The organism is [Actinomadura] parvosata subsp. kistnae, assembly GCF_900323885.1.
Taxonomy (GTDB): domain Bacteria; phylum Actinomycetota; class Actinomycetes; order Streptosporangiales; family Streptosporangiaceae; genus Nonomuraea; species Nonomuraea composti.
In genome coordinates, this window is sequence record NZ_OOHJ01000030.1 from 98,126 (window position 1) to 124,930 (window position 26,805).

Consider the following 26,805-nt stretch of genomic DNA (forward strand, 5'->3'; position numbering starts at 1 on the left):
TGAACCTGAGGAGTTGACGGATCGGGATAATGCGATCACCGAGAGCTTCTTCGCCTCGCTGGAATGCGAGCTGATTGACCGGCGCACCTTCCACACCAGGTCAGAAGCCGAACGGGCCCTGTTCAGTTACATCGAGGGGTTCTACAACCCGCGTCGCCGCCACTCGGCCAACGGCCAGCTCAGCCCCGCCGAATACGAACGCCGCCACGCGCTCAAGAACGCCCAAGACCTCGACTATGCTGCCGCGTAGTCGCAAGCCCTGATGTGTCTATCGAACCGGGGCAACTTCAGATCATCACATAAGGCGCAAATAAGACTAAAGATCGTTTTCGGTGACGGGAAATGGCTGTTCCGTAGCGAGCGCGAGGTCAGCGACAGTGTGGGGCCGGATGCGGCATCTGCGAAAGGTCAGAGGTTAATAACACGCTTAGCCCTGGGACCGGAGATGATCACCGCGGTGACGGGTAGCCCGCTCTTGCCAGGTGGATGGTGCTGGACAAGCAGGAGGCAGGTCTGTGTGCAGCTGACCTGCCTCCTGTGAACCTCGCCCTGTGCCTAGCTGGTAGGCAGGTGGATCACCGTCCCGCCCTTGTCTGCGGCCCTTTCGTCCGTCGTGTCTCGTCCGGGGCGCGGGATGCGCCGTCCGGGAGGCAGTGGCCGTGGTGCAGGTGTGGGAGTTCCGGTGAGGAAGGCAGCGGTTGCCTCGGCTGCCGCGGCTGCGGCTTCGGGGTAGATGCTGGTGTAGGTGTCGCGGGTGAACGCCGAGGAGGTGTGCCCGAGGGTCTCATGCACGATCTTGATGTCCACTCCGGCCGCGAGCATGGCGGTCGCGGCGCCGTGGCGCAGGTCATGCAGCCGGATCGGCGGCAACCCTGCCCGGTGGCAGATGCTGTAGAAGCGGTCGGTGACGTGCTGGGGGTGCAGGGGCCGGCCGATCTCGTCGCTGAAGACGAACCCGGACTCGATCCAGTCCTCGCCTGCGGCCAGCCGTTCCCGCCTCTGGCGTTTGTCGTGCTCCTTGAGAAGGATCATCGTCTCGGCATCGACAGCGATCTCGCGGTCGCTGGCGTCGGTCTTCGGGGCGCCCTGGATCGGCTCCCAGCCGAGCTGGGTGATCTGCCAGTGAATCCCGATCCTGGCGGTGGAGTAGTTGACATCCGGCTTGCGCAGACCCACGCCCTCACCGCGTCGCAGGCCGCGCGTAGCGATCAGCCGGAACAACACGAAAAGCCGATCCTCGCGGGCGTAGGCAAGGAACGCCTTCGTCTGCTCGGCCGTCCACACCATCACCGAGGAGGGCCTGGGCGTACTGATGTAGGCGGCGATCGGATCGACCCGCCGCCCCACACGGGCTCGCTGGAGCAGGTTGAGGTGCGCGGCGTGATCGGCACGCCACTGCTGCACCTTCTCCTCGGTCCACACGAGCGGCTTCGGCCGGTCGATCGCTGGCAGTTCGACCACGGAGGCGGGGTTGAAGTCCAGGAGCCGGTCTTGCCGGATCGCCATGTTGAGGGCGTGGCGGAGGGTAGCGCGAATGCGATGCATGCTCGTCGGGCCAACCGGTCGCCGGTAGCGGACCGCCCGGACGCGGGCGGGGTCGCCGCTGGCACGTTCGGCTGCGATGGTGTCGTTGAACTCCTCGATCGCATCGAACATGCCCGCGATGTCGGAGACCCGTAGCTTGTCCAGCCGGATGCTCCCGAGGTAGGGGGCGAGGTAGAGCCGGACATGCGACTCATAGGAGCGCCTGGTGGTCGGCTCAATGGCGCGCTTACGCTTGAGGAACTCCGCCAACCACTCCTCGACCGTGACATGGCGGTTGAGGTCTTGGCGAGTGCGGACCTTGCGCCGCACCTCCTCGACATCGGGCAAGCCCTTGGTGTCCTTGAGCACCGACAGCATCAGCGCAGTGATCTGCCGCCGCACCCCAGGGTCGGGGTCGAGGGCGAGCAGGCTTCGGGCGTGCTCCAGCTCGGCTTCGGCAGACTCCAGGGTGGCGAAGCCACGGCGGCGCAGCGGGTTGTGCCGCGTGCCGTCAGCGTGAGCGGGCAACCCCAGCTGGTAGCCCCAGGAACCGTGGGTCGTACTCCACCGGCCTCCGCCGTCACCGTGCGGGCGGCGCAGCTTCGGGCAGTTCTTCCCGAGCCGCTTGCCGGTGGCCGGGTCCTTGCAGGCACAGCTCTTGAACGTGGTGCCCTTGGCGACACCCGGCTCTCCAGCTGTGGTGTGCGGATCTTTCGCTATCAAGGTCATCCTTCCTCGCTTGCCGGACGGTCTTGCCTGCCGTCCGCGTCCGTGCTGGTGTGGTCGAGTAGCGACCGCAGTCCGCGCAGCGGCACCGCGTACCGGCCGCCGATGCGCAGCACCCGGCACGGGACCTCACCCGTCCGGGCGAGGCGGTAGGCCTTGCTACGGCCCATGCCGAGCAGCCGCCCGGCGGCGAGCAAGCTGATCACCTCAGGCGTTATCTGCTGCTCTGGGTGGCTGGTCGGGGTTGTGCTGGTCATGCATCGCCTCCGTGACGTTGATGAACACCGACGCGCAGAACGGCGCGGCCCGTACGGTCATGGCGGGCTGTGCTGGGCGCTACGCCGCCACCCCGGCCCCATCCGCCCCACGGCGGGGGTGTGGCCGCCGTTCATCGACAGACGGCCACAGCCCCACCACGGGGTTCGGTACGGGGCCGGGCTGGTGGCGGCGGTATCGACGCCCACCTCCATGGCCCGGGTCAAGCGAAATCCACAGGTCAGTGCCCGCACCCCAGCTCCCGGCCCAAATCTGGGCCAAGGACGAGGGGGACGGAACCGAGTACTCCAGCGCGCGGCTGTCTGACAGGACGGACCCAGGCGCGGACGGCTCTGACGCCGAGTGCGACTTCGGCCGTGTGAACAGCAGTAGCTCCACATACGCCCCTGCGCTCGCCGGCAGCCCGGCGCACTCCGGCAAGCGGCAGTTTCGGCGTCGGCTGCGGCCAGCCACACGATCAGCGGCCGATGCCCCCACTCAGGGGCCCGCACCTCCCGCCTCACGCCGCTTCCGGCGGCGTCGTTCGCGGGTGATGGGAAGGTGATGGATGACGTTTCGGTGGTGGAGTTAAGAACGGTGGTCGAGGTGGTGGCGAGTTCGGTCATGTGGGTGTGGCCCGAGCACCGGGTCACTGATCCCTGTCACTAATCCAAATACCTGTCCGAAGGCCCGGGTTAGGACAACCGATCAAGCAAAATTTCGACAATGCCTGCTAATGCCAAGCGCCTTCAGGTACTTCCCGCTCCTGGCCGATCAGGTCTCGATCCGGTCATCCACAGCAGGTGTGCGGGACGCCCTGCATTTCGACCCGGGGCGCGGCGCCCAACACCAACCCTCCTCGGCGAACGCGATCAACCGTCGAGCGCCCCTTCCCGGGGGCTTCCCAGACATCCCAGACATCGGGGCCGGCAGCGGCCTTGCCGGCCCACACCGCGACGGAACGCTCGGCACCGTCATAGGACGTGGAGACAGGCGGCCTGCCCGACGCAGATGGTCACCAGCCGAAGGCGCCACCGCGCCAGGCTTCCCTGCCAGGGCCGGCCCAGCCCCTGGAGGTTCTCGGCGAACTGGCTGGAAAATAGGTAACCGTCCACCGTCCCGATCTCAGAAAGCGGAGGTCCTTCCCGTGCCACCTGACTCAACACCGGCTCGAAAGGCCGAGGTAGGACAGCGCGACAGTTCAGTCTTTAGCAAAATCGACATCGGATTCCACGCCGGACACCTGGAGCAACCAACCGCCAAGCGAGGGTGATGAATACATGCCATTTATGAACAAATCGACGCGAATGTTTTGTCACTGAATGTCCGGATAGAACGCACTCGCAGCGACATATCTCAACCCTGCGCAACCGCCTGCGGCATGCTCCGACATGCAGCGACGGACCTTTGGGTTTTTAATCCGTAGGTTCCGGGTTCGAGCCCCGGGCGCCCTGCCACTCCACACCCTATCTGACCTGGAATTTCTCGGTTCTCGGCTGCTTCTGTTGAGATGGAGAGCTGCCGGTGGTTGCTCGGCGGCTGCTCTTCGGCATATGGCCGGGCGTTCCGCCGCACGGCATGGAACGGTCTGACAACCGCGACCCGCAAGTTGGTCAAGGAATGCCGGGCACGCCGGTCGGCTGGATCCGCTGTCAGAGTGGGACCTGCCAGCGTAGCCGGGTGCCGCCCTGCTGCGGGGCGTCCAGCTCGGCGGTGCCGCCCAGGCGGGCGGCGCGTTCCTCGATGTTGCGTAGGCCGCTGCGGCGCCCGCCCTCCCCTGCTCCGACGCCGTTGTCGGTGATCGTGAGGGTGAGCCGGCGGTCCGCGACCTCGATGGAGACCTCGGCCCGGGTGGCGTGGGAGTGGCGTACCACGTTGGACAGCGCTTCGCGCAGGACGGCCAGCAGGTGCTCGGCGGGCTGCTCGCCCACGAGGGTGTCGATCTGGCCCTCCATGCGCAGGCCGGGCATGAAGCCCAGATGACCGCCCGCGCCCTCCACCAGGTCGACGATCTGCGCGCGCAGGCTCGGGGCGCTGTCTTCGCGGGTGCCTTGGAGGGCGAAGATGGACGAGCGGATCTGCCGGATCGTCTCGTCCAGCTCGTCGATGGCGTGCTGCAGCCGTTTGGAGGCTTCCGGCCGCTCCACCAGCCGGACCGTGCTCATCAGGGTCATGGCGGTGGCGAACAGGCGTTGGATGACCACGTCGTGCAGGTCCTTGGCGATGCGGTCGCGGTCTTCGAGCAGGCCGAGCCTTTCGGCGTCGCGGCGGGCCTCGGCGAGCTCCAGCGCGATCGCGGCCTGGCCGGCGAACGCCTGGAGCATCTGCTGGTCGGCGCGGCTGAAGGGCAGCCGGCCGCTGCGTTTGGTGAGCGTGAGCACGCCGCGCACGTGCGGTGCCGCGCCCACCGGCACCAGGAGCGCGGGTCCGTAGCCCAGCCGCCGCAGCGGCGAGTCGAGGTCGGTGACGTTCTGCAGGTCGGTCTCGGCTAGCGGCTCGCCCTGGGTGAACGCGTCTCCCGCCAAGGTGGCGGCGGTGTCGAAGGTGGCCCCCAGCAGCTCGTCGGCTCCTTCGCCGTCCGCCACCGCCACGGTCAGCCACTCGTGGGACGGCTCGGGCAGCAGCACCTGGACCAGGTCCGCGTCGCACATCCGGCGGGCGCGGGCCGCCATCGTGGCGAGCACCTCGTGCGGGTCGGCGCCGGACAGCAGGCTGGTGGTGAGCTCGGCGGAGGCCTGCAGCCAGGTTTCGCGCCGCCGCGACTCCTCATACAGGCGGGCGTTCTCGACGGCGACGCCGGCGGCGGTGGCCAGGGCGATGACGACGGCCTCGTCCTCCTCGTCGAACTCGCCGCCGCCGCGCTTCTCGGTGAGATACAGGTTGCCGAAGACCTCGTCGCGGACGCGTACGGGCACGCCGAGGAAGGTGCCCATCGGCGGGTGGCCGGGCGGGAAGCCGTAGGATTCGGGGTGGTCGGAGATGCGGCCGAGCCGCAGCGGCCGCGCGTCCTTGATGAGCAGGCCGAGCAGGCCGAGCCCGTGCGGCCAGTGCTCGATGCGGGCGATCTCCTTCTCGGTGAGGCCGACGGGGATGAACTGCAGGAGCGTGTTCTCCTCGCCCACCACGCCGAGCGCGCCGTAGCTGGCGTCGACCAGCGTGGTCGCGGTCTCCACGATGCGCCGCAGCACGGTCTCCAGGTCGAGGTCGCTGCCCACGGACACGACGGCTTCGAGCAGGGCGTGCACGCGGTCACGGGTGGCCAGCACCGCGGTGAGCCTGGTCTGCAGCTCTGCCAGCAGCTCATCGAGTCGCATCTGGGGCATCAACGGACGAACCTCGCTTTCCGACATGCGATCAGTTTTGCATCCCGTCGGGTATGCGCCCACCCGTTGTCCGGCGTGTTCCTCAGCGCCCTGGTCGTCGCCTCCGCGTCCAGAACCGCGGCTGTCGACCTGTGGCGAACGTCCCCACGGGCATGACACTCGGCCGCGACCAACGGCTGTGCCATGAGGGGCTTCGGTCCCTACGAGAGGCACCGCGGGAAGCGGTGTCATGGCAGTGGAGAGCGAAGGAGGACCATGATGCGGATCACGGTGCACGATGTCATGACCAAGCTGGTCGTCGCGGTCGGGCAGGACATGCCGTTCAAAGAGGTCGCCCGGGTGCTGGTGACCCATGGGATCAGCGCCGTGCCGGTGGTGGACGCCGCCGGCCGGGTCGTCGGCGTGGTCTCCGAGGGAGACCTGATGCGCAAGGAAGAGTTCCGCGAACAGTACCACGGCGAGAGCTACCGGCCCTCGCTGCGGGCGCGGCTGCGGCGGAAGGTGACGATGCAGGACGAGGACGGCGGCGCGAAGGCGGCGGCGGACACGGCCGCAGGCCTGATGACGGCCCCCGCGGTGACGGTCGCCCCGCACGCCTCGACGGTCAGGGCGGCGCGCATGATGGACGAGTACGGCGTCAAGCGGCTGATCGTCGTCGACGAGGAAGGCCGGCTGGAGGGCGTCGTCAGCAGGCGCGACCTGCTGCGCGCGTACCTGCGCGACGATGAGGAGACCCGGCGGCTGGTGGTCGCGGGCATCCCCGCGCAGGATCGGTGGAACGACCGCGACGGCATCCTGGTGGAGGTGCACGACGGCATCGTCACCCTGTCCGGCTACACCGACCGGCGCAGCCAGGCCCAGGCCGCCGTGCACGCCGCCGAGAACCTCGACGGGGTCGTGGACGTCCGCGAGGACCTCCTCTGGCGGCGCGACGACGTCTTCGAGCTGCCCTTCCTGGACCGGCCTTGACGGAAGCGACCGGAGCGGGCATGGCCATATATCCCCCGGTAGGGGGCGATGTTGATCGTTTCTCCGCGCGTCGGATAGCGTCGAAGCATGATTCGTGTGTTCCTCCTCGACGATCACGAAGTCGTCCGGCGCGGCGTGGCCGCCCTGCTGGACTCCGAGGACGACATCGAGGTGATCGGCGAGGCGGGTACCGCCGAGTCCGCTCTCGCCCGCATCCCGGCGCTCAAGCCGGACGTGGCGGTCCTGGACGTGCGGCTGCCCGACGGGAACGGCGTGGACGTGTGCCGCGAGGTGCGCTCCAAGCTGCCAGGCCTGGCCTGCCTGATGCTCACCTCGTTCGCCGACGACGATGCGTTGTTCGACGCGGTGATGGCCGGGGCCGCCGGTTACGTGCTCAAGCAGATCCACGGCTCCGACCTGGTCGGCGCCGTCCGCACGGTCGCCTCCGGGCAGTCGCTGCTCGACCCGCAGACCACCGCCGCCATGCTGCAGCGGCTGCGCGACCAGGCCGCCAGGAAGGATCCGCTGGCCGCGCTGACCGAGCAGGAGCGCACCATCCTCGACCTCATCGGCGAGGGGCTGACCAACCGGCAGATCGGCGAGCGCATGTTCCTGGCCGAGAAGACCGTCAAGAACTACGTCTCCAACCTGCTGTCCAAGCTCGACATGCAACGCCGCACCCAGGCCGCCGCCCTGGCCGCCCGCCTTCGGGCCGATCGCCGGGACTGACCGGGACCGTCGCGGGGACGGGGAGAGGTCAGGTTCGCGACATGACGGCAACGTGGGCCACGGCCTCGTGGCGTCCCCTGGTGGCCTGGGTATAGGCGAGCCAGGCCGTGCGGCGCACCTCCTCCAGGAGCGGCCCGTCGCTCTCGCTGAGCAGCGAGATGTAGATGTGCACCATCCCCTCCAGCTCCATCAGCCGCACGTGCGGCCGGCCGGCGTCCTCACGGAACAAGGGTCGGATGGCCTCGCTCACCGCCCGCCAGGCCGCGGGGCCGGTGGCGGACACGGCTGAGGCGCAGGCGTCCACCAGTTCGTCGGTTCGGCAGGTCGTCGCCGCCTCGCCCAGCGCGGTGTCTTCCGGGATCGGCCCGGCCACCAGCAGCGGGACGCGGGTGCGTAACGCGCACAGCACCCCTGCCTCCCGCAGCGTGAGCCGTCCGGGCGACGGACGGACGTCCACGACGAGGTCGGCGTCCCCTTCCGACAGCGGGCAGCGCCTGTCTGCCGCCAGACCGGCGCATGGCGCACTGTCGCCTGCATTATGGCAGAAGGCCAGGTCATGTCCTTGTGCCGCGAGCAGGGCCGCCGGGACCGCGGCCGCGGACTGCTCCGACTCGGTCAGCAGGATTCGCATGCTTCACACCCTGCCGGGATGGCCTCGACCGACCAGGGACCAAGGTCCTCCTGAGGGTCCTCGCGCATCCGTTCGCGCCGGAGACCGAGCGCCGCGCGGAGGTTCTTCCGGTCACGCTTGAGTGACATGTCGCCGTGCTGCTTTGCCGCCTGGGCCTTCACCGGAACTGTGCCTCTTGGACGTCGAACCGGATGAACTCGCCCTGATCCCAGCGTTCGCTGCCGGGCCACCAGCCTCCCCGCACTCTGCTGGGGATGGTGAACCCGTCGAAGGTGGCCTCACCGGCGCATTCGATGCCGAAGGTGTGCCGGCCGAAGGTTCCCTTGTCCGGGTTGCCCCAGCGCTTCATGGTGACCCGCGTCAGCGCGCCCGTGGGAGCGACGCAGAGCGTCACGTCGTGCTCCTTTGCACCGATCGGGACAGTGGCGATCACCTGGTGGTCGTCGACGGGTTTCCACCGGACGCGCGGGTCGAGCGCCGCTGCGGGTGCCATGACGAGCTCGCACGCCAGCCGCCCTGCCGCGCTCTCGGTGATGTCCGGCCCCGTTCCGGACATGATCGGGAGGAGGTGCAGGAGCCGCCAGCGCATCTCTCCCTCGCCCGCGCGGTAGCGGTCGAAGCCGCGCACGGCCAGTGGGCCGATCCAGGCGGTGGCCGACCAGACGAAGCCTTCCATCGGTGCCCGGACCTGCACGGCGTCGAATTTCCGCCAAGCGCCGAGCCGGATGTGACCGCGCATGCGCAGCAGCACCGAACGCAGCAGCGGCGTGCCCGGCTGGATGGCGTGCGACACCCAGCGCCGCGTCGGAGCCGGCAGTAAGTCCGCCAGTCCCGGGCCGAAGCGTCGCGCGTCGCCCGTCTCTGCCTGCAGCGCGTCCCAGTCGCGGCGGGCCTGCTCGCTCAGGTGCGGCGGGGCGGGGATGACGGTCATCATGTCCTGCTCGGCAGGCATATCACGGCCACCGGGCAATGGGCGCGGCGCAGGATGCCGCGGCTCACCGAGCCGAGCACGGCGGAGGCGAACCCGCCGAGTCCACGCGACCCGACCACCACCAAATCGGCCTGCCGGGACGCCCGGGCCAGCACCGTGACCGGATTTCCGGCCACTACGGACACGACCACCTCGATCTCCGGGTACTTCTGCCGCCATGGTGCCAGCCGCTGCTCGATCTCCTGGCCGGCGATGCCATCCGGAATGAGCCCGTAACCCACGGGATGCGGGGCCTGCACCGGCGGCTGCAGGCCGTACAGCACGCACAGCCGCGCACCCCGAGCCTGCGCCTGCTCCAGCCCGTATTCCAGGGCGGCTTCGGCATCGGCCGAACCGTCGAACCCGGCGACGACTTCGCCATACGACTGCTCAGCCGGCTCGTGCACGATGACCAGCGGGCAGGAGAGGTGACCGGTCAGTGCCAGCCCGACCGAGCCCAGTATCCGTCCCGAAACTCCGCCGAGGCCGCGGCTGCCCAGCACCACGGTGTCGGCGCTCCGCGCTTCCTGCTTGAGCCGCTCGGCCACCGCGCCGACGACCAGCGCGGTCGTCACTTCCAGGCCGGGCCGCCGCTGCTGCGCCCGGGTGGCCGCCTGTTGGAGCATCGCTTCGCACCGCTCGGTCAACGTCTGGTGATCGCTGGCCGCCGTGAGCGGGTGTTCGGCCGTCCACGGCCCGTGTACGTGCACGATGCGCACGCCCAGCCCGCGTCGCGCGGCGTCATCGGCCGCCCAGTCCAGAGCGGCGTACGACGTCCGTGAGCCGTTGATGCCCACCACGATCGTTCTCATCATCTTCCTGGCCTCCTCGGATGCCCACGACAAGCCGTGGACGGTACGCCTGCGACGATCCGCTCCTTGGATCCCGGTCTCACAGTTTCAGTACACGCTCGCCCCGGTCCCCTCTCCAGAGGACAAAGTCCGCTGTTCGAAGGGACGGCCGGCCATGGAGCCCGTCATGCCTGCCGCCAGCTCTGTGCCGGCAGGACCGGTTCAGTCCGCTTCGGCAGGACGGGTTCCAGGTGGAACATGCCGGTCAGCACCTCGCTGGTCTGCTGTGCAGGGCTGAGGCGGCCGGCGACCGCGGCCAGCACGTCCCGGACCGTGATCAGGCCGATCAGGCCGGCACCGGACACGACCGGCACGGCGTCGAGGCCGGCGTCGAGCATGACGCCCGCCGCCGCGGTCAGCGACGTCTCCGGATGTACCTGCGGTCTCCGATCGCGGCCCAACAGATCGCGGACGTGGCGGGTGGATTGCTCCTGAGGTCCGCCGGACCACGAGGCGGCCAGTTCCTCACGGGTCAGGACGCCTAGCACGCGCCGGCCATCCACGACCGGCAGATGGTGCACGCCCGCGCGGCGCATCAGCTCCCAGGCCATGAGGGGCGATTCCGCCGCCTTGACGGCGACCAGGACGCGGCTCATCACCTGCCCGGCGGTCAGCACTTCGACGGTCATGACGTCTCCTTACCGATCGGGCGGACCACGGCGATCGGGCAGGTCGCGTGGTGCAGCACGGCGTGGCTGACCGAGCCGAGCAGCGCCGAGGCGAAACCGCCGAGCCCGCGCGAGCCGACCACGACGAGGTCGGCGGTCTCGGCCGCTCTGGTCAAGGCGGCGACGGGGTGTTCGCATGGCTGTTCGTCGGTCACGACCAGGTCGGGGTTGGCTGCACGCCAGGGCTCGACCAGGGCGCGTGCCGCGCGCGGTTCCTCCCGCATGACCTGCTCGATCAGCTCGCCGTAGCCGATGGCGTACGGCGAGAAGGACGGCACCTGCCAGGCCGTGACCACGTGCAGCTCGGCCCGGCGACTCCTGGCCTGCTCGACGGCGTACTCCATGGCCGCCCGCGCGTGCTCCGAGCCGTCGTAGCCGACCACGACGCGGCCGTGCTCGGCTGTGCGAGCTGCGCGGACGACGACGACCGGTCCTGCGGCGTGCCCGGCCACCGCGGTGCTCACCGAGCCGAGCACCATGCCGGTGAATCCGCCGAGGCCGCGGCTGCCCACCACCAGGCTGCCGGCCGTCACGGACTCGCCGATCAGTTCGTCGACGACGTTCCCGGCCCGCAGGTCCGTCGTCACCTTGACGCCCCCGGTCAGGCCGCGCGCCAGGTCAGCGGCGGCTTCCAGCGCGCCGGCGCAGTACTCCGTGCTCTCGCTGTGCGGCCACTGCTCGCACACGTGCACGAGCCGCAGCTCCAGCCCGCGCCGCTCGGCGTCGGCCGCCGCCCATTCCACCGCCGCCGCAGCCGCGGCGGAGCCGTCCACACCGACCACGATTCGCCTGGTCATCGCCTTCTCCTCAGTCGTTCGGAACTGCCGGTCCCAGTTTTGATCAAGGGGGTGTTGCGGCACCGCGGGAAGAGGTCCCGGGAAGTTGTGCCTTTCGTCCCTGCTCGCGGGACTCGATGCGAGTGCCGCTGGTGCCGGCGACCACCTGTGCGAGCTCGTCCAGCGCGCCGATGGCGACCGGTCGGCCGGTGGCGCGGATGAACGCGCAAGCCGCGGCGATCTTGGGGCCCATGGAGCCGGGGGTGAAGGAGCCGTCGTCGAGCTCGTCGGGTGAGGCAGTGGTGATGGGCCGCTGGTGTGGCGTGCCGTAGCCGGCGTAGACGCAGGGCACGTCGGTCAGGATGGCCAGCAGGTCCGCGTCGAGGCGCGTGGCGAGCAGCGCGGCGACCGCGTCCTTGTCCACGACGGCCTCCACGCCGGCGCGCTCGCTGGTGACGGGGGCGCCGCCTCCTCCTCCGGCAATCACGACCGTGCCGGCGTCCAGCAGCCGGGCGATGACGGGCAGCTCGACCACGTGTTCCGGCCGGGGGGAGGGCACCACGCGGCGGTGCCCGTTCCGTTCCCTGACGAAGGTCCAGCCGCGTTCGGCGGCGAGCCGCTCGGCCTCCGCCCGGGGGTAGTAGGGGCCGATGGGCTTCTCCGGCCGGTCGAAGGCCGGGTCGGCGGCGTCCACGGCGACCTGGGTGACCAGCGCGGCGACCGGCGTGTGCGGCAGGTGGCGGCCGATGCCCTGGGCGAGCCAGTAGCCGATCATGCCCTGGGTCTCGGCGACGAGCGTGTCGAGCGGGTAGCCGCGTTCCAGGGTGGGATCGCGCTCGCTCTCCTCGGCCAGCAGCCCCACCTGGGGGCCGTTGCCGTGCACGACGAGAACCTGATGACGGGTGGCCAGGCGGGCGATCTGCTCGGCGGCGGATGCGGCGTTGCGGATCTGCGTGGCCGCGTCGGCACGCTCGCCGCGGTGCAGCAGCGCGTTGCCGCCGAGCGCGATGACGATCCTCACCGCGCGCCTGCCAGAGTGCGGCCGAACAGCGCTTCCAGGACCGCCTGAGCGGTGGGCAGCCGGTTGGCGGCCTGGAGGAACACCTGGGAGGCGGGGCCGTCGATGACCTCCGCGGCGACCTCCCCGCCGCGGTGGGCGGGTAGGCAGTGCAGGAAGATCGCGCCGGATGCGGCCGCCGCCATCAGACCAGGGGTGACGCGGTACGGGGTGAGCGCGGCGATCCTGGCGGCCTTCTCCTGCTGGGGATCGCCCATGGACAGCCACACGTCGGTGTAGACGGCGTCCGCGTCCCGGACCGCTTCGTAGGGGTCTTCGGTGATGAGCAGTTCCCCGCCGGTGGAGATCTTCCGGGCCATCGCCTCGACCTGAGGGTCCGGCCGGTAGGCGTCCGGGGTGGCCACCGCCAGGGAGATCCCTGCCAGCGCGGTGGCCTCCATGAGGCTGTGGGTGACGTTGGTGGCCGGGCCGACGTAGGCCAGTCTGCGCCCGCGCGGGTCGCCGAAGTGCTCGCGCAGCGTGAGCAGGTCGGCGAGTGCCTGGAGGGGGTGGTGGGAGTCGGTGAGCGCGTTGATCACCGGGACCTCGGCGGATCGGGCGAACTGGGCGACGTCGTCGTGGTCGAAGGTGCGGATCACGACGGCGGCGGCGTACGAGGAGATGACGCGGGCGGTGTCGGCGATGGTCTCGCCCCTGCCGAGCTGCAGTTCGGCAGGGCCGACGGTCAGCGGCACGCCGCCCAGGCGCACCACGGCGGTCTCGGTGGAGACGCGGGTGCGGGTGGAGGGTTTGGCGAAGTAGAGCAGCACCGTCTGTCCGTCCAGGGGGTCGCCGGCGGCGCCGGGGTGGCGCTTGAGGTGTTCGGCCCGATCGAGAAGGTAGGCGAGATCGTGTTCGGTGAGGTCGGCGATGCGCAGCAGGTCTTTCACAGGGGGTTCCTCTCGATGGGGCAGCTCATGCAGCGCGGTCCGCCGCGGCCTCGGCCGAGCTCGGCGCCGGCGATGATGATGACCTCGATGCCGTTCTTGCGGAGCATGGTGTTGGTGGTGACGTTGCGTTCGTAGGCGACGACCACGCCGGGCGCGATGGCGAGCACGTTGGTGCCGTCGTCCCACTGCTCGCGCTCGGCGGCCCACACGTCCTGCTCGGCGCGCAGGACATGCGCCGCGCCGAGCGCGGCGAACAGATCGTCGTTCTCGCGCACCCGCAGGCCGGGCGTGAGGGTGAACGAGCGCAGCGGCGGCAGCTCGGGATAGACCACGAAGACGCCCCGGTCGACCATCGTCATAACGGTGTCCAGGTGCATGAACGCCCGCTTGGACGGCAGGGCGGCGGCGATCACCCGGTCGGCGGCGCCGGCCTCGAACAACCGTCGGGCCAGCAGTTCGATCGCCTGCGGGGTGGTGCGCTCGCTCATCCCCACCAGGACGGCACCGTCGCCGACGACGTGGATGTCGCCGCCCTCGATACTGGCGGGCTGCTCGGCCTCGGCCGGGTACCAGACCGGAGCCTGGTCGGCGAACATGGGATGGAAGGCGTAGACGGCGGCCACGTGGGTGGTCTCGCGGCGGCGGGCGGGCTTGGCCATCGGGTGCAGGGACACCCCGCCGTAGATCCAGGCCGAGGCGTCGCGGGTGAACAGGTGGTTCGGCAGCGGCGCCAGGACGAAGTCGTCCTCGCCCAGCCCGGCCAGGCGCAGGCTGTCGGCGTGCATGCCGAGCTCGCGCCGGGTCAGGCCGCCGACGAGGTGGCGGGTGAGGGTGTCGGCCGGCATCGCCTCCAGCGCCTCGCGCAGCGGCGGGGCGAGCGTGGGGCCGAAGGCGGGCTCGGTGACGACGCGATCCAGCACCCACGTCCGGGCCTCATCGTGCTTGAGGGTCTCGGTGAGCAGCTCGTCGAACAGGTGAACGGTCACCCCGCGCTCGCGCAGCGTGTCGGCGAAGGCGTCGTGCTCCTGCCGGGCACGTTTGACCCAGAGCACGTCGTCGAAGAGCAGCTCGTCGCAGTTGGTGGGGGTCAGCCGCATCAGCTCCAGCCCCGGCCGGTGCAGGATGACCTGCCGGAGCGGGCCGGCCTCGCTGTCGACGTGGAACACGGTCATGCCGCCTTCCTGGTGATCTCGGCGGTGTCGTGGTGGTCGCGGTGCTTGAGCCACACGTAGACGGGGATGCCGGCGAGCAGCAGCAGGGTGCCCTTGTAGACGACCTCGTAGCCCGAGCCGGCGATGGTCCACAGCGTGTACGCGAACGCCAGGACCGCGACCGTGCCGTCCAGCGCCAGCCGCCTGCCGGAGAAGCGTTCGCGATCGGTGAACATGAGCATGAGCTGGGCCATCGCCGCGTACGCGTACGGGATGAGCGTGGTGAGCGTGGCCAGCAGGATCACGAAGTTGAACTGCTCGACCAGGCTCGCGTTGTAGTTGAGCAGCATCAAGGCGGTCACCAGCACGCTGGAGACGATCAGCCCGACGGCGGGGGTGCCCCAGCGTGACACCCTGGCGAACACCTTCGGGAACAGCCCGTCGCGGGCGGCGGCCAGCGGCACCTGCCCTTGGAGCAGGATCCAGCCGTTGAGCGCGCCGAACGCGCTGACGATGGCACCGATCGCGACCGCGGTGCCGGCCCAGTCGCCGAACATGACCGCGGCGGCGTCCGCGAACGGGGCGGTGGAGTCCACCAGCACCTGCCGGGGAACGGCGGCGAAGACGGCGACGGTGCCGAGGATGTAGACGGCGGCGGTGACGATGGTGCCGATGACGGTGGCGCGCGGGATCGTCCGCTCGGGGTTCTCGACGTCCTCGGCCGGGACGGTGGCCGACTCGATACCGATGAACGCCCACAACGTCAGGGACGCGGCGGCGCTGACGGCGCCGAACGTGCTCTGGCCGCTGGGGTTGAACGGGGTGAAGTCGCCGGCGTCGATGAAGAACGGCGCAGCCACGGCCAGCGCGACCAGCGGCAGCAGCTTGGCGACGGTCGTGACGGCCTGGATCCAGCCGCCCTGCCGGACCCCGCGCACGTTGACCGCGGTCAACAGCCAGATCGCCGCCAGCGCGACGCCTGCCGCGAGCAGCGCGGTGTCGCCGAGGGCGGGCCAGAAGTAGCCGAGGTAACTGACAAAGGCGACGGCGATGGCGGCGTTGCCGACCCAGACCGCGATCCAGTAGCCCCAGGCGGTCTGGAAGCCGACGAAGTCGCCGAAGGCGCGGCGGGCGTAGGCGTACGGGCCGCCGGTCCTGGGGTAGGCGCGGCCGAGGCGGGCGAAGACCAGCGCCAGCAGCAGCGCACCGGTCGCGGTCAGCACCCAGGCCACCAGGCTCGCCGAGCCGAACGCCGCAAGTGAAGCGGGCAGCAAGAACACCCCTGATCCGATCATGTTGCCGACGACCAGCGCGGTCGCCATCAACGGACCCAGCTTGCGGCGTCGTGGCAGCGGCGTGACGGACATGATGTCCTCCTTCCAGGATCATGACCAGCACATCAGCACCGTCGCCGCAGGTACGGAGGCTGACGTCCTCCATCCTGCTGACCTTGGTCCTCTCGGGAGGTGCCTTTCGACCGCCGTGATCGCCGCTCAGATCAAGGAGGGTGAAAGCGGACATCCGATACGAAGGGGGAACCATGACGGCGATCGCGGGCGAGGCGTGGCGTGGCTTTCAAGGCAAGGCCTGGCGCGACAAGGTGGATATCCGGGCGTTCATCCAGGCCAACTACACGCCCTACAGCGGCGGCGCGGACTTCCTGTCCGGCCCGACCGAGCGCACGCGGGCTGTTTGGGCAAGGGTGAGCGCGCTCTTCCCCGAGGAGCGGCGGCGCGGCATCTATGACGTGGACGCGGCGACGCCGTCGTCCATCACCGCGCACGCGCCCGGCTACATCGACCGCGAGCGTGAGCTGATCGTCGGCCTGCAGACCGACGCGCCACTGAAGCGGGCGATCATGCCCGCGGGCGGGCTGCGCATGGTGGAGAACGGCCTGGCAGCCTACGGCCACAAGCTCGACCCACGGGTGAAGGAGATCTTCACCAAGTACCGCAAAACCCACAACGAGGGCGTGTTCGACGCCTACACGCCGGAGATCCGGCGTGCGCGCAAGGCCGGCATCATCACCGGCCTGCCCGACGCCTACGGCCGCGGCCGCATCATCGGCGACTACCGCCGCGTCGCCCTGTACGGCGTGGACCGGCTCATCGAGGCCAAGCAGGTCGAACTGCGCGCGCTGGACGACGCCGACGCCACCGACGCCGTGATCCGCGACCGGGAGGAACTGGCCGAGCAACTCCGCGCCCTGGACGAGCTGAAGGCGATGGCCGCCTCCTACGGCCACGACGTCTCCCGCCCGGCCGCCACCGCGCAGGAGGCGGTGCAGTGGCTGTACTTCGCCTACCTGGCCGCGATCAAGGAGCAGAACGGGGCCGCGATGTCGCTCGGCCGCACCTCCACGTTCCTGGACATCTACCTGGAACGCGACCTCGCCGAAGGCCGGATCACCGAGGAACAGGCACAGGAACTCGTCGATGACCTCATCATCAAGCTGCACATCGTGCGCTTCCTGCGCACCCCCGACTACGACCAGCTCTTCTCCGGCGACCCCACCTGGGTGACCGAGTCGATCGGCGGCCTCAGCGAGGACGGCCGTCCCCTGGTGACCCGCACGAGCTTCCGCTACCTGCAGACGCTGCGCAACCTCGGCCCCGCCCCCGAGCCGAACCTGACCGTGTTCTGGTCGCCGCGCCTGCCCGAGCCGTTCAAGCACTTCTGCGCCGCCCTGTCGATCGAGACCAGCGCCATCCAGTACGAGAGCGACGAGCTGATGCGCCCCCGCCTCGGCGACGACGCCGCGATCGCCTGCTGCGTGTCGGCCGCCCCGGTCGGCCGGCAGATGCAGTTCTTCGGCGCCCGCGTCAACCTGGCCAAGACCCTCCTGTACGCGATCAACGGCGGCCGCGACGAACTCACCGGTACCCAGGTCGGCCCCGCCCACCCGCCGATCACCGGTGAGGTCCTCGACTACGAGCAGGTCGCCGCCGCCTTCGACCGGATGCTGGACTGGCTGGCCCGCACCTACGTCAACGCGCTCAACACCATCCACTACATGCACGACAAGTACGCGTACGAGCGCCTGGAGATGGCCCTGCACGACCACCCCGTCAAGCGCACCCTCGCCTGCGGCATCGCCGGGCTGTCCGTGGCCGCCGACAGCCTATCGGCCATCAAGCACGCGAAGGTCAGGGTCGTCCGGGACGAGAGCGGCCTGGCCGTCAATTATGAGATCGAGGGCGAGTTCCCCGCCTACGGCAACAACGACGACCGCGCCGACGCCATCGCCGTCGAGCTCGTCCGTTCCTTCATGGCCAAGATCCGCCAGCACCGCACGTACCGGGACGCCGAGCACACCCAGTCCGTCCTCACGATCACCTCGAACGTGGTCTACGGCAAGCACACCGGCAACACCCCGGACGGCCGCCGCGCCGGCGAGCCGTTCGCTCCGGGTGCCAACCCGATGAACGGCCGCGACCGTCACGGCATGATCGCCTCCGCCCTCTCGATCGCCAAGCTTCCCTACGACCAGGCCCTCGACGGCATCTCCCTGACCAACACCGTCACCCCCGACGGGCTCGGCCGCACCCCGGAGGAACGCGTCGCGAATCTGGCCGGGGTGCTGGACGGCTACTTCGACGCCGGCGGTTTCCACATGAACGTCAACGTGCTCACCCGCGCCGTGCTGCTGGACGCCATGGAGCACCCCGACCGCTACCCGCAGCTCACCGTCCGCGTCTCCGGCTACGCGGTCAACTTCGTCCGCCTCACCCCCGACCAGCAGCGCGACGTCGTCAACCGCACCTTCCACGGCTCGCTGTGAACGGCCCGCGATGAACGGTTCCGTCAGCTCCTGGGACCTGTCCGTCGGCGTGGACGGCCCCGGCACCCGCTTCGTGGTCTTCACCGCCGGCTGCCCGCTGCGCTGCCAGTACTGCCAGAACCCGGAGACCTGGCGGATGCGCGACGGCCGCCAGGTCACCACCGGCCAGATCATGGCCGAGATCGGGAAATACCAGCGGTTCATCTCCGTGGCCGGCGGCGGGGTGACGATCAGCGGCGGCGAGCCGCTGCTGCAACCCCGCTTCACCGGCGAGCTGCTGCGCCGCTGCCACATGGCCGGCCTGCACACCGCCCTGGACACCAGCGGCCTGCTCGGCGTCCGCGCCACCGACGCGATGCTCGCCGACACCGACCTGGTGCTGCTCGACATCAAGTCCTACGACCCGGCCACCTACCGCCGCGTCACCGGCGGCCCGGTGGAGCCCACGCTGCGCTTCGCCCGCCGCCTCGCCGACCTGGGCCGCCCCACCTGGGTGCGGTTCGTGCTGGTCCCCGGCCTGACGGACGCGCCCGAGAATGTGGACGGCCTGGCCCGCTTCGTGAGCGGGCTCGGCAACGTCGAACGGGTGGACGTGCTGCCCTTCCACCGCATGGCCACCGGCAAGTACGAACGCCTCGGCCTGCGCTTCCCCCTCGCCCACGTCGAACCGCCCGGCCAGGAAGTGCTGGACCGGGTGCACGCCCAGTTCCGCGCCCACGGCGTCGCCAGTGTCTGACCACCACCGAATGAGTTCGGCGGCATGGCCGACCTCATTCTCGTCCTGAACACGGGCTTCTCCTTCACCAAGTACGAGCTGGTGGACCCGGACTGACCCCAGCCTCGGTCCGGCATCACGTCGTGCGGTGTCCCCGGCTGGCACCGAGGTGCCCGGCCTGGTCGTGCCCATCGACGAGGAGTGGGAGATCGTCCGCCAGACCTTTACGGACTGCTCTTCCTGAGTGGAGGTATTCCCGCGGCAGCACGCTTTCTGGCCGAATCGGGTCGCGCGGAGTTTCTCTGACCGTCATTGGGCTAAGACAAAGCCTGTACCGGATATGTCAGATTTGTTGCGACAGGGACGAGTGATATGGCGGGCATGGATGGGCCGGTCAGTGACGCGCTGCTGAGAATGGGCCGGCATTTACGGCCGGGGACGGTCTCGCCGGATCTTCGGTCGTTGTACCAGATCGGCGGCCGGCAGGCGGACGCCTTCTACCGGGACCGGTGGAGCCACGACAAGGTGGTGCGCTCCACGCACGGGGTGAACTGCACGGGTTCGTGCTCGTGGAAGGTGTACGTCAAGGACGGCATCATCACCTGGGAGGCGCAGCAGACGGACTATCCGAGCGTCGGCGGCGACCGGCCCGAGTACGAGCCGCGCGGCTGCCCCCGCGGCGCGGCCTTCTCCTGGTACGCCTACTCCCCCACCCGCGTCCGTTACCCCTACGCGCGGGGCGTGCTGGTGGAGATGTACCGGGAGGCCAAGGCGCGGCTGGGCGATCCGGTCGAGGCGTGGGCGGAGATCACCACGGACCCGGACACACGCCGCCGCTATCAGTCCGCCCGGGGTAAGGGCGGCCTGGTGCGCGTCACCTGGGACGAGGCGTGCGAGATCATCGCGGCGGCGCACGTGCACACCATCAAGACCTACGGCCCCGACCGGGTGGCCGGTTTCTCCCCGATCCCGGCCATGTCGATGGCCTCGCACGCGGTCGGCGCCCGGTTCGTCTCGCTGATCGGCGGCGCGATGCTCTCGTTCTACGACTGGTACGCCGACCTGCCGGTGGCCTCGCCCCAGGTGTTCGGCGACCAGACGGACGTGCCGGAGTCGGCGGACTGGTGGGACGCGGCGTACCTGATGCTGTGGGGCTCGAACGTGCCGGTCACCCGCACGCCGGACGCCCACTACATGGCCGAGGCGCGCTACCACGGCCAGAAGGTGGTGGTGCTCGCGCCCGACTACAACGCGCCGACGAGTGGCTGGCCCCGCATCCGGGCACGGACGGCGCGCTGGCGATGGCGATGGGCCACGTGATCCTCAGGGAGTTCTTCGCCGACCGTGAGACGCCCGCCTTCACCGGCTACGTCAAGCGCTTCACCGACCTGCCGTTCCTGGTCCGGTTGCGAGAGCGGGACGGCTCGTACGTGCCGGACAAGTTCCTCACGGCGGCGGACCTCGAAGGGCAGGAGAGCGCGTTCGCCACGGTGCTGCTGGACGCGCGGACCGGCGAGCCGGTCGTGCCGAACGGCTCGCTCGCCTTCCGCTACTCCGAGCAGGGGCGGGGCCGCTGGAACCTCGACCTCAGCGACGTGGACCCGCTGCTGACCTGCCTGGGCGATGAGGCGGTGCCGGTCGCGCTGCCGCGTTTCGACGGGCACGGCGACGGCGTGCTGGAGCGACGGATCGGCGACCACCTGGTCACCACGGTCTACGACCTGATGCTCGCCCAGTACGGAGTGGGCCGGGACGGGCTGCCGGGCCGCTGGCCGTCGGGGTACGACGACGCGGCCGAGCCGTACACCCCGGCCTGGCAGGAGGCGGTCACCGGCGTGCCCGCCGCGGCGGCGGCCCGGATCGCGCGGGAGTTCGCCGCGAACGCCGAGCAGTCCGGCGGCCGTTCGATGATCATCATGGGGGCGGGGGCGAACCACTGGTTCCACTCCGACACGATCTACCGGGCGATGCTGGCGCTGACCACGCTGACCGGCTGCCAGGGCGTCAACGGCGGCGGCTGGGCACATTACGTCGGCCAGGAGAAGTGCCGGCCGATCACCGGGTGGGCGCAGCTCGCGTTCGAGCTGGACTGGTCGCGCCCGCCCCGGCAGATGATCGGCACCGCCTACTGGTACCTGCACACCGACCGGTGGCGCTACGACACCTACAGCGCCGACGTCGTCTCCTCCCCGCTCGCCGACGGCGCCTTCACCGGCAAGGCCACGGCCGACCTGCTAGCGCAGTCGGCACGGCTGGGCTGGATGCCGTCGTACCCGACGTTCGAGCGCAACCCCCTGGACCTGGCCGACGAGGCGGGCGCCGACCCGGCTGCGTACGTGGCCGAGGAGATCGCGGCCGGTCGGCTCGGCTTCGCCTGCGAGGACCCGGACGCACCCGCGAACTGGCCGCGCGTGCTGACCGTGTGGCGGGCGAACCTCCTGGGCTCCTCGGCCAAGGGCAACGAGTACTTCCTGCGCCACCTGCTGGGCGCGGACTCGGCCGTGCGCGCGGAGGAGGCCGCGCCCGCCCAGCGCCCGCACGACGTGGCCTGGCCGGAGGAGGCGCCGCGCGGCAAGCTGGACCTGCTGCTGTCGCTGGACTTCCGGATGACCTCCACGACGCTGTTCTCCGACATCGTGCTGCCGGCCGCCACCTGGTACGAGAAGCACGATCTGTCCTCGACCGACATGCACCCGTTCGTGCACGCCTTCACCCCGGCGATCGACCCGCCCTGGCAGACGCGCACGGACTTCGCCGCCTTCCACGCCATCGCCGAGGCGTTCAGCGACCTGGCGCGCACCCACCTCGGCACCCGCACCGACCTGGTCGCCGTCCCTCTGCTGCACGACACCGCCGACGAGCTGGCCACCCCGCACGGCCGGGTGCACGACTGGCGCGCGACGGGACGGGCACCGACGCCGGGCCGTGACTTCCCGAAAGTGGTCACGGTGGAGCGCGACTACGGGGCGGTGGCGGAGAAGATGGCGGCGCTCGGCCCGCTGCTGGAGCGGCTCGGCGCCACCACCAAGGGCCTGACCTTCGACGTGTCCGGCGAGATCGACCGGCTCAGGCGCATGAACGGCACCGCCTCCAACGGCCGCCCGTCGCTGGCCCGCGACCGTGACCTGTGCGAGGCCATCCTGGCCCTGTCGGGCACCACCAACGGACACCTGGCCGCGCAGGGGTTCGCCACTCTCGCGACGCGCACCGGGACGTCGTTCGACGGCCTGGCCGACGAGCACAGGCAGATCACCTTCGCCGACACCCAGGCCCGGCCCGTCCCGGTGATCACCTCACCGGAGTGGTCGGGCAGCGAGAGCGGCGGCCACCGCTACTCACCGTTCACGATCAACGTCGAGCACCGCAAACCCTGGCACACCCTCACCGGCCGCCAGCACTTCTACCTCGACCACGACTGGATCCACGAGGCCGGCGAGGCACTGCCGGTCTACCGGCCGCCGCTGAACATGACCGCGCTGTTCGGCGAGCCGTCCCTGGGGAACGGCGAGCAGGGCGTCGTCGTCCGCTACCTCACCCCGCACTCCAAGTGGTCGATCCATTCGGAGTATCAGGACAACCTGCTCATGCTCACCTTGTCGAGAGGCGGGCCGACGATCTGGATGAGCCCGGCCGACGCCGCGAAAGCCGGGATCTCCGACAACGACTGGGTGGAGGCGGTCAACCGCAACGGCGTGGTCGTGGCCCGCGCGGTGGTCTCGCACCGCATGCCCGAGGGCACGGTGTACATGTACCACGCCCAGGAACGCGTGGTGGACGTGCCCAAGAGCGAGACCTCCGGCCTGCGCGGCGGCATCCACAACTCCCTCACCCGGCTGCTGATCAAACCCACGCACCTGATCGGCGGCTACGCCCAGCTCAGCTTCGCCTTCAACTACCTGGGCCTGACCGGCAACCAGCGCGACGAGATCACCGTGATCCGCCGCCGCAACCAGGAGGTCGAGTACTGATGCGCGTGATGGCCCAGCTCGCCATGGTGATGAACCTGGACAAGTGCATCGGCTGCCACACCTGCTCGGTCACCTGCAAACAGGCCTGGACCAACCGGGCGGGCACCGAATATGTCTGGTTCAACAACGTCGAGACCCGCCCCGGCCAGGGCTACCCCCGTACCTACCAGGACCAGGAGCGGTGGAAGGGCGGGTGGGAGCTCAACCGCCGCGGCCGGCTCAAGCTCCGGGCCGGCGGCCGGGTCAGAAAGCTCTTCTCCATCTTCGCCAACCCGCTCATGCCCTCCATCCAGGACTACTACGAGCCCTGGACCTACGACTACGACCAGTTGTTCTCCGCCCCCATGCAAGCCGACACCCCGGTGGCACGGCCCCGCTCGCTCATCACCGGGCAGCCCACCAAGATCAGCTGGAGCGCGAACTGGGACGACGACCTGGCCAGCGACCCCTCGCCCGACCCGGTGCTGCGCAAGCTGTCGGACCAGGTGAAGCTGGAGTTCGAGCGGGCGTTCATGTTCTACCTGCCACGCATCTGCGAGCACTGCCTCAACCCCTCCTGTGTGGCCTCCTGCCCGTCCGGCGCCCTGTACAAGCGGACCGAGGACGGCATCGTGCTCGTCGACCAGGACCGCTGTCGTGGCTGGCGGATGTGCGTGACCGGCTGCCCGTACAAGAAGGTGTACTTCAACCACCGCACCGGCAAGGCGGAAAAGTGCACGTTCTGCTTCCCGCGCGTCGAGGTCGGCATCCCGACCATCTGCTCGGAGACGTGCGTGGGGCGCCTGCGCTACATAGGCCTCATCCTGTACGACGCCGACCGCGTCGCCGAAGCCGCCTCCGTCCCTTCCGAACGAAATCTGTACGAGGTGCAGAAGAGCGTCATGCTTGATCCGAACGACGCCGAGGTGATCGCCGCCGCCCGCGCCGCCGGCATCCCCGAGGACTGGCTGGACGCCGCCCGCCAGTCCCCGATCCACCGGCTGATCTTCGAGTACGGCGTGGCCCTGCCACTCCATCCGGAATACCGGACGATGCCCATGGTCTGGTACATCCCTCCGCTGTCCCCCGTTGTGGACGTGCTCACCGGAACGGGCACGACGGCGAGGACGCGGGCAACCTGTTCGGCGCCATCGACGCGCTGCGCATCCCCATCGGCTACCTGGCCGAGCTGTTCACGGCCGGCGACCCGGAACCGGTGCGGGCGGTACTGCGCCGGCTGGCCGCGATGCGCTCGTACATGCGCCGGCTCAACCTCGGCCAGGAGCGGGACGAGTCGATCGCTACTGCCGTCGGGATGAGCGGCGAGCAGGTCGAGGGCATGCACCGCCTGCTGGCCCTCGCGCCCTACGCCGAGCGGTACGTCATCCCCAAGGCCCATACCGAGCAGGGCGCGCAGCTGGAGGAGCTGGGCTGCAGCCTCGACTACGACGGCGGCCCCGGCATGACCGGCCCGTTCGGCGAGGCCTCCGGCCTGCCCGCCCCGGTGGCGGTGGAGAACTTCCACGCCCTGCGCGAACGCCAGACCGGCGAGAACCTGGACGACGCCGACGAGCTGCGCGGCCGCGTCAACCTGCTCAACTGGGACGGCAAGGGCACTCCGGACGGCCTGTTCCCCAAGAGGAAGCGGAAATGAGTGTGCGCACCCTGCACATGGTGGCCTCGGTGCTGCTCGGCTACCCCGACGAGCGGCTGCACGACGGGCTCGGCGTGCTGTGCGAGGCGGTGCGCGGGCTGCCGGCGGGCGAGGCGCGCGAGCGGCTGTCGGCCTTCCTCCACCACGTCGCCGCCGCGTCTCCCGCCGAACTGGCAGCCCACTACGTGGCGACGTTCGACCTGAAGCGCCGCTGCTGCCCCTACCTCACCTACTACGCCTACGGCGACACCCGCAAGCGCGGCGCCGCCCTGCTGCGCTTCAAGCACGCGCTGAAGACGGCGGGCTTCGAGCTCGCCGATGGCGAGCTGCCCGACCACCTGGCCGTGGTGTGCGAGCTGTCGGCGCGCGGCGCGGTCCGCGAGGCCCGGCGGCTGCTGCTGGAGCACCGGGCGGGCGTGGAGGTGCTGCGCGCGGCGCTGGAGGAGGAACGCTCGCCCTACGCCGACGTGGTCGCCGCCGTGCTGGCCACGCTGCCCCCGGCCGGCGCGCGCGAGCAGGAGGCCGCACTGCGGCTGGCCGCCGAAGGGCCGCCCGCCGAAGCCGTCGGCCTGGAACCCTACGCGATCATGGAGGCGGGCCGATGAGCGTCCTGCTGTGGGTGGTGCTCCCGTACGTGGCGCTGACCGTGTTCGTGCTCGGCCACGTCTGGCGCTACCGCTACGACAAGTTCGGCTGGACCACCCGCTCATCCCAGATGTACGAATCGCGGCTGCTGCGCGTCGGCAGCCCGCTGTTCCACTTCGGCATCCTCGTCGTGGCCCTCGGCCACGTCGGCGGCCTGGTCATCCCCAAGAGCTGGACCGAAGCCCTCGGGATCAGCCAGGAGCTCTACCACCTGTCCGCGGTCGTGCTCGGCACCATCGCGGGCGTCGCCACGGTGGGCGGCCTGGCCATCCTCATCTACCGCCGCCGCACCGTCGGCCCCGTCTTCACCGCCACCACCCGCAACGACAAGCTGATGTACGCGGTCCTGGCCCTCACCATCGCCCTCGGCCTGGCCGCCACCGTCCTGGCCAACATCACCGGAGGCGGCTACGACTACCGCACCACCGTCTCACCCTGGTTCCGGTCGATCTTTTTCTTCCAGCCGGAACCCATGCTGATGGCGGGCGCGCCGCCGCTGTTCCAGCTGCACGCACTCAGTGCGCTGGTGCTGTTCGCGATCTGGCCGTTCACCCGGCTGGTGCACATGCTCACCGCACCTGTCGGATATCTCACGCGGCCGTACATCGTCTACCGCAGCAGGGACGAGGGCCGCCCCGCCACAAGGCGCGGCTGGGAGCCGTCCCGCTGACACTTTTGGTCCCATCTGTCCCAAGGTCCTCACCGATTGGGCCGAAAGTCCCTGGCAGCAGGGTCCGTGCTGGTCAGAGGGTGGAGGCATCAGCAACGGATGCGAAGAAGGTGCTCGCATGAGGCACAGGCCCATCGCTCTCGATCCCGCCGACGTTCACGTCAAGGTCCGTGGCGGGATCAACGCCGCCGACGTCCTGCAGGCCAGGCAGACCATGGCGGAGCTGGCCAGGCTGGCGCACGAACCGGTGCTGGACGCGAAGATCACGCTCGCCACCACGCCTGGGCTCGCGGCGCGGCGGTGGACGGCGCAGGCCGTGCTGAACGTCCAGGGACGGCTCATCAGAGCCCAGGCCAGCGCCGTCTCCACGCGGGCGGCCATCCACGGGCTCCGCGACCGGCTGCGGATGCGGCTGCTGGAGAGCACCCGGGGCTGGAAGAACCAGCGGGGACACCATCACCGGCAGCGCCAGGCCGACAGCACCAGCGACGAGCCCCGGGTCGTGCGGCGGCTCGCGGCGGACCGCACAGTGCCCGACGAGGCGGTCGTCGACATGGAGCGGCTCGGTTACGACTTCCTGTTGTTCGTCGAGGAGATGACGGGTCAGGACAGCGTCGTCTATCGCACCGACGGCGGCTACCGGCTCGCCCAGCTCGCGCCCGCGCCGGACCTGCCGGCGCCGACCTGCGCGGCGATCTCCATCAGCCCGTCTCCCGCCGCCCAGCTCACCCTGGACGAAGCCGTCGAGCGACTGGAGCTGACCGAATGGCCGTTCGTCTTCTTCGCCGACACCGCCACCGGCGAGGGCCGCCTCGTCTACCGGCGTGACGACGGTAACTACGGCCTGCTCAGCACCGTCCACGGCGCCTGACA

General features: G+C 70.0%; 19 protein-coding genes and 3 pseudogenes. 10 read left to right on the plus strand and 12 right to left on the minus strand.

Features of this window, described 5'->3' with window-relative positions; genetic code table 11:
* Window positions 1–25: 25 nt before the first annotated feature.
* Window positions 26–250: pseudogene (locus KIS93_RS56235) on the plus strand (IS3 family transposase); the annotation flags it as partial.
* A 305-nt stretch (window positions 251–555) separates the two neighbouring features.
* On the opposite strand, the gene KIS93_RS56240 reads toward KIS93_RS56235, so the two are convergent.
* The 3 genes from KIS93_RS56240 to KIS93_RS56250 form a co-directional block, all read right to left on the minus strand.
* Window positions 556–2,253, minus strand: a complete 1,698-nt coding sequence (locus KIS93_RS56240; RefSeq protein WP_080039305.1) for a tyrosine-type recombinase/integrase — start codon at window positions 2,251–2,253, stop codon at window positions 556–558.
* Window positions 2,250–2,507, minus strand: a complete 258-nt coding sequence (locus tag KIS93_RS56245; RefSeq protein WP_080039306.1) for a MerR family transcriptional regulator — start codon at window positions 2,505–2,507, stop codon at window positions 2,250–2,252. The genes KIS93_RS56240 and KIS93_RS56245 overlap by 4 nt, the downstream gene beginning before the upstream one ends.
* 1,650 nt (window positions 2,508–4,157) lie before the next feature.
* On the minus strand, window positions 4,158–5,855 hold the full coding sequence (locus KIS93_RS56250; protein WP_080039307.1) for a sensor histidine kinase: 1,698 nt from the start codon (window positions 5,853–5,855) through the stop codon (window positions 4,158–4,160).
* A gap of 228 nt (window positions 5,856–6,083) precedes the next feature.
* Here KIS93_RS56250 and KIS93_RS56255 point away from each other — a divergent pair, with 228 nt between their 5' ends.
* Together KIS93_RS56255 and KIS93_RS56260 are read left to right on the plus strand one after the other, a co-directional pair.
* The gene (locus KIS93_RS56255; RefSeq protein ID WP_080039308.1) at window positions 6,084–6,797 is read left to right on the plus strand and encodes a CBS domain-containing protein; all 714 of its coding nucleotides are present in this window, start codon (window positions 6,084–6,086) and stop codon (window positions 6,795–6,797) included.
* A gap of 87 nt (window positions 6,798–6,884) precedes the next feature.
* Window positions 6,885–7,526 carry a response regulator transcription factor gene (locus KIS93_RS56260; protein ID WP_080039309.1) on the plus strand — a complete coding sequence of 214 codons (642 nt, stop codon included), beginning with the start codon at window positions 6,885–6,887 and terminating at the stop codon, window positions 7,524–7,526.
* 28 nt (window positions 7,527–7,554) lie between these two features.
* Here the strand turns inward: KIS93_RS56260 and KIS93_RS56265 are convergent, their stop codons facing one another.
* From KIS93_RS56265 to KIS93_RS56305, 9 genes are all read right to left on the minus strand, one after another.
* Window positions 7,555–8,157, minus strand: coding sequence for a hypothetical protein (locus KIS93_RS56265; RefSeq protein WP_080039310.1), 603 nt, complete (start codon window positions 8,155–8,157; stop codon window positions 7,555–7,557).
* Window positions 8,158–8,314: 157 nt separating this feature from the next.
* Window positions 8,315–9,091, minus strand: coding sequence for a DUF6544 family protein (locus KIS93_RS56270; RefSeq protein WP_222108060.1), 777 nt, complete (start codon window positions 9,089–9,091; stop codon window positions 8,315–8,317).
* Window positions 9,088–9,942 (minus strand): universal stress protein, encoded by an 855-nt coding sequence (locus tag KIS93_RS56275; RefSeq protein ID WP_080039312.1) that lies wholly within the window; start codon window positions 9,940–9,942, stop codon window positions 9,088–9,090. Before KIS93_RS56275 ends, KIS93_RS56270 begins: the two co-directional genes overlap by 4 nt.
* 161 nt (window positions 9,943–10,103) lie before the next feature.
* A complete protein-coding gene (locus tag KIS93_RS56280; protein WP_080039313.1) occupies window positions 10,104–10,607 on the minus strand; it encodes a CBS domain-containing protein in 504 nt (167 codons plus the stop codon).
* Window positions 10,604–11,443 (minus strand): universal stress protein, encoded by an 840-nt coding sequence (locus KIS93_RS56285; protein ID WP_080039314.1) that lies wholly within the window; start codon window positions 11,441–11,443, stop codon window positions 10,604–10,606. The genes KIS93_RS56280 and KIS93_RS56285 overlap by 4 nt, the downstream gene beginning before the upstream one ends.
* Window positions 11,444–11,486: 43 nt before the next feature.
* On the minus strand, window positions 11,487–12,443 hold the full coding sequence (locus KIS93_RS56290) for a carbamate kinase (protein WP_080039315.1): 957 nt from the start codon (window positions 12,441–12,443) through the stop codon (window positions 11,487–11,489).
* A complete protein-coding gene (gene argF, locus KIS93_RS56295) occupies window positions 12,440–13,369 on the minus strand; it encodes an ornithine carbamoyltransferase (RefSeq protein ID WP_080039316.1) in 930 nt (309 codons plus the stop codon). Before argF ends, KIS93_RS56290 begins: the two co-directional genes overlap by 4 nt.
* Window positions 13,366–14,541, minus strand: a complete 1,176-nt coding sequence (locus tag KIS93_RS56300) for an arginine deiminase (protein ID WP_080039317.1) — start codon at window positions 14,539–14,541, stop codon at window positions 13,366–13,368. The genes argF and KIS93_RS56300 overlap by 4 nt, the downstream gene beginning before the upstream one ends.
* The gene (locus KIS93_RS56305) at window positions 14,538–15,887 is read right to left on the minus strand and encodes an amino acid permease (protein ID WP_080039318.1); all 1,350 of its coding nucleotides are present in this window, start codon (window positions 15,885–15,887) and stop codon (window positions 14,538–14,540) included. The genes KIS93_RS56300 and KIS93_RS56305 overlap by 4 nt, the downstream gene beginning before the upstream one ends.
* A 173-nt stretch (window positions 15,888–16,060) precedes the next feature.
* Between KIS93_RS56305 and pflB the strand changes: the two genes are divergently transcribed.
* From pflB to KIS93_RS56340, 7 genes and pseudogenes are all read left to right on the plus strand, one after another.
* The gene (pflB, locus tag KIS93_RS56310; protein WP_080039319.1) at window positions 16,061–18,301 is read left to right on the plus strand and encodes a formate C-acetyltransferase; all 2,241 of its coding nucleotides are present in this window, start codon (window positions 16,061–16,063) and stop codon (window positions 18,299–18,301) included.
* A gap of 10 nt (window positions 18,302–18,311) precedes the next feature.
* Complete coding sequence (pflA, locus tag KIS93_RS56315; protein WP_080039320.1) at window positions 18,312–19,037, plus strand: pyruvate formate-lyase-activating protein; 726 nt, start codon at window positions 18,312–18,314, stop codon at window positions 19,035–19,037.
* A 732-nt stretch (window positions 19,038–19,769) separates the two neighbouring features.
* Window positions 19,770–22,984: pseudogene (locus KIS93_RS56320) on the plus strand (nitrate reductase subunit alpha).
* Window positions 22,984–24,617 (plus strand): annotated as a pseudogene (gene narH, locus KIS93_RS56325) (nitrate reductase subunit beta). Before KIS93_RS56320 ends, narH begins: the two co-directional pseudogenes overlap by 1 nt.
* On the plus strand, window positions 24,614–25,222 hold the full coding sequence (gene narJ, locus KIS93_RS56330) for a nitrate reductase molybdenum cofactor assembly chaperone (protein WP_080039321.1): 609 nt from the start codon (window positions 24,614–24,616) through the stop codon (window positions 25,220–25,222). The pseudogene narH and the gene narJ overlap by 4 nt, the downstream one beginning before the upstream one ends.
* A complete protein-coding gene (gene narI, locus KIS93_RS56335; protein ID WP_080039322.1) occupies window positions 25,219–25,932 on the plus strand; it encodes a respiratory nitrate reductase subunit gamma in 714 nt (237 codons plus the stop codon). Before narJ ends, narI begins: the two co-directional genes overlap by 4 nt.
* Before the next feature lie 118 nt (window positions 25,933–26,050).
* The gene (locus KIS93_RS56340) at window positions 26,051–26,803 is read left to right on the plus strand and encodes a sigma 54 modulation/S30EA ribosomal C-terminal domain-containing protein (RefSeq protein ID WP_080039323.1); all 753 of its coding nucleotides are present in this window, start codon (window positions 26,051–26,053) and stop codon (window positions 26,801–26,803) included.
* Window positions 26,804–26,805: the final 2 nt, after the last annotated feature.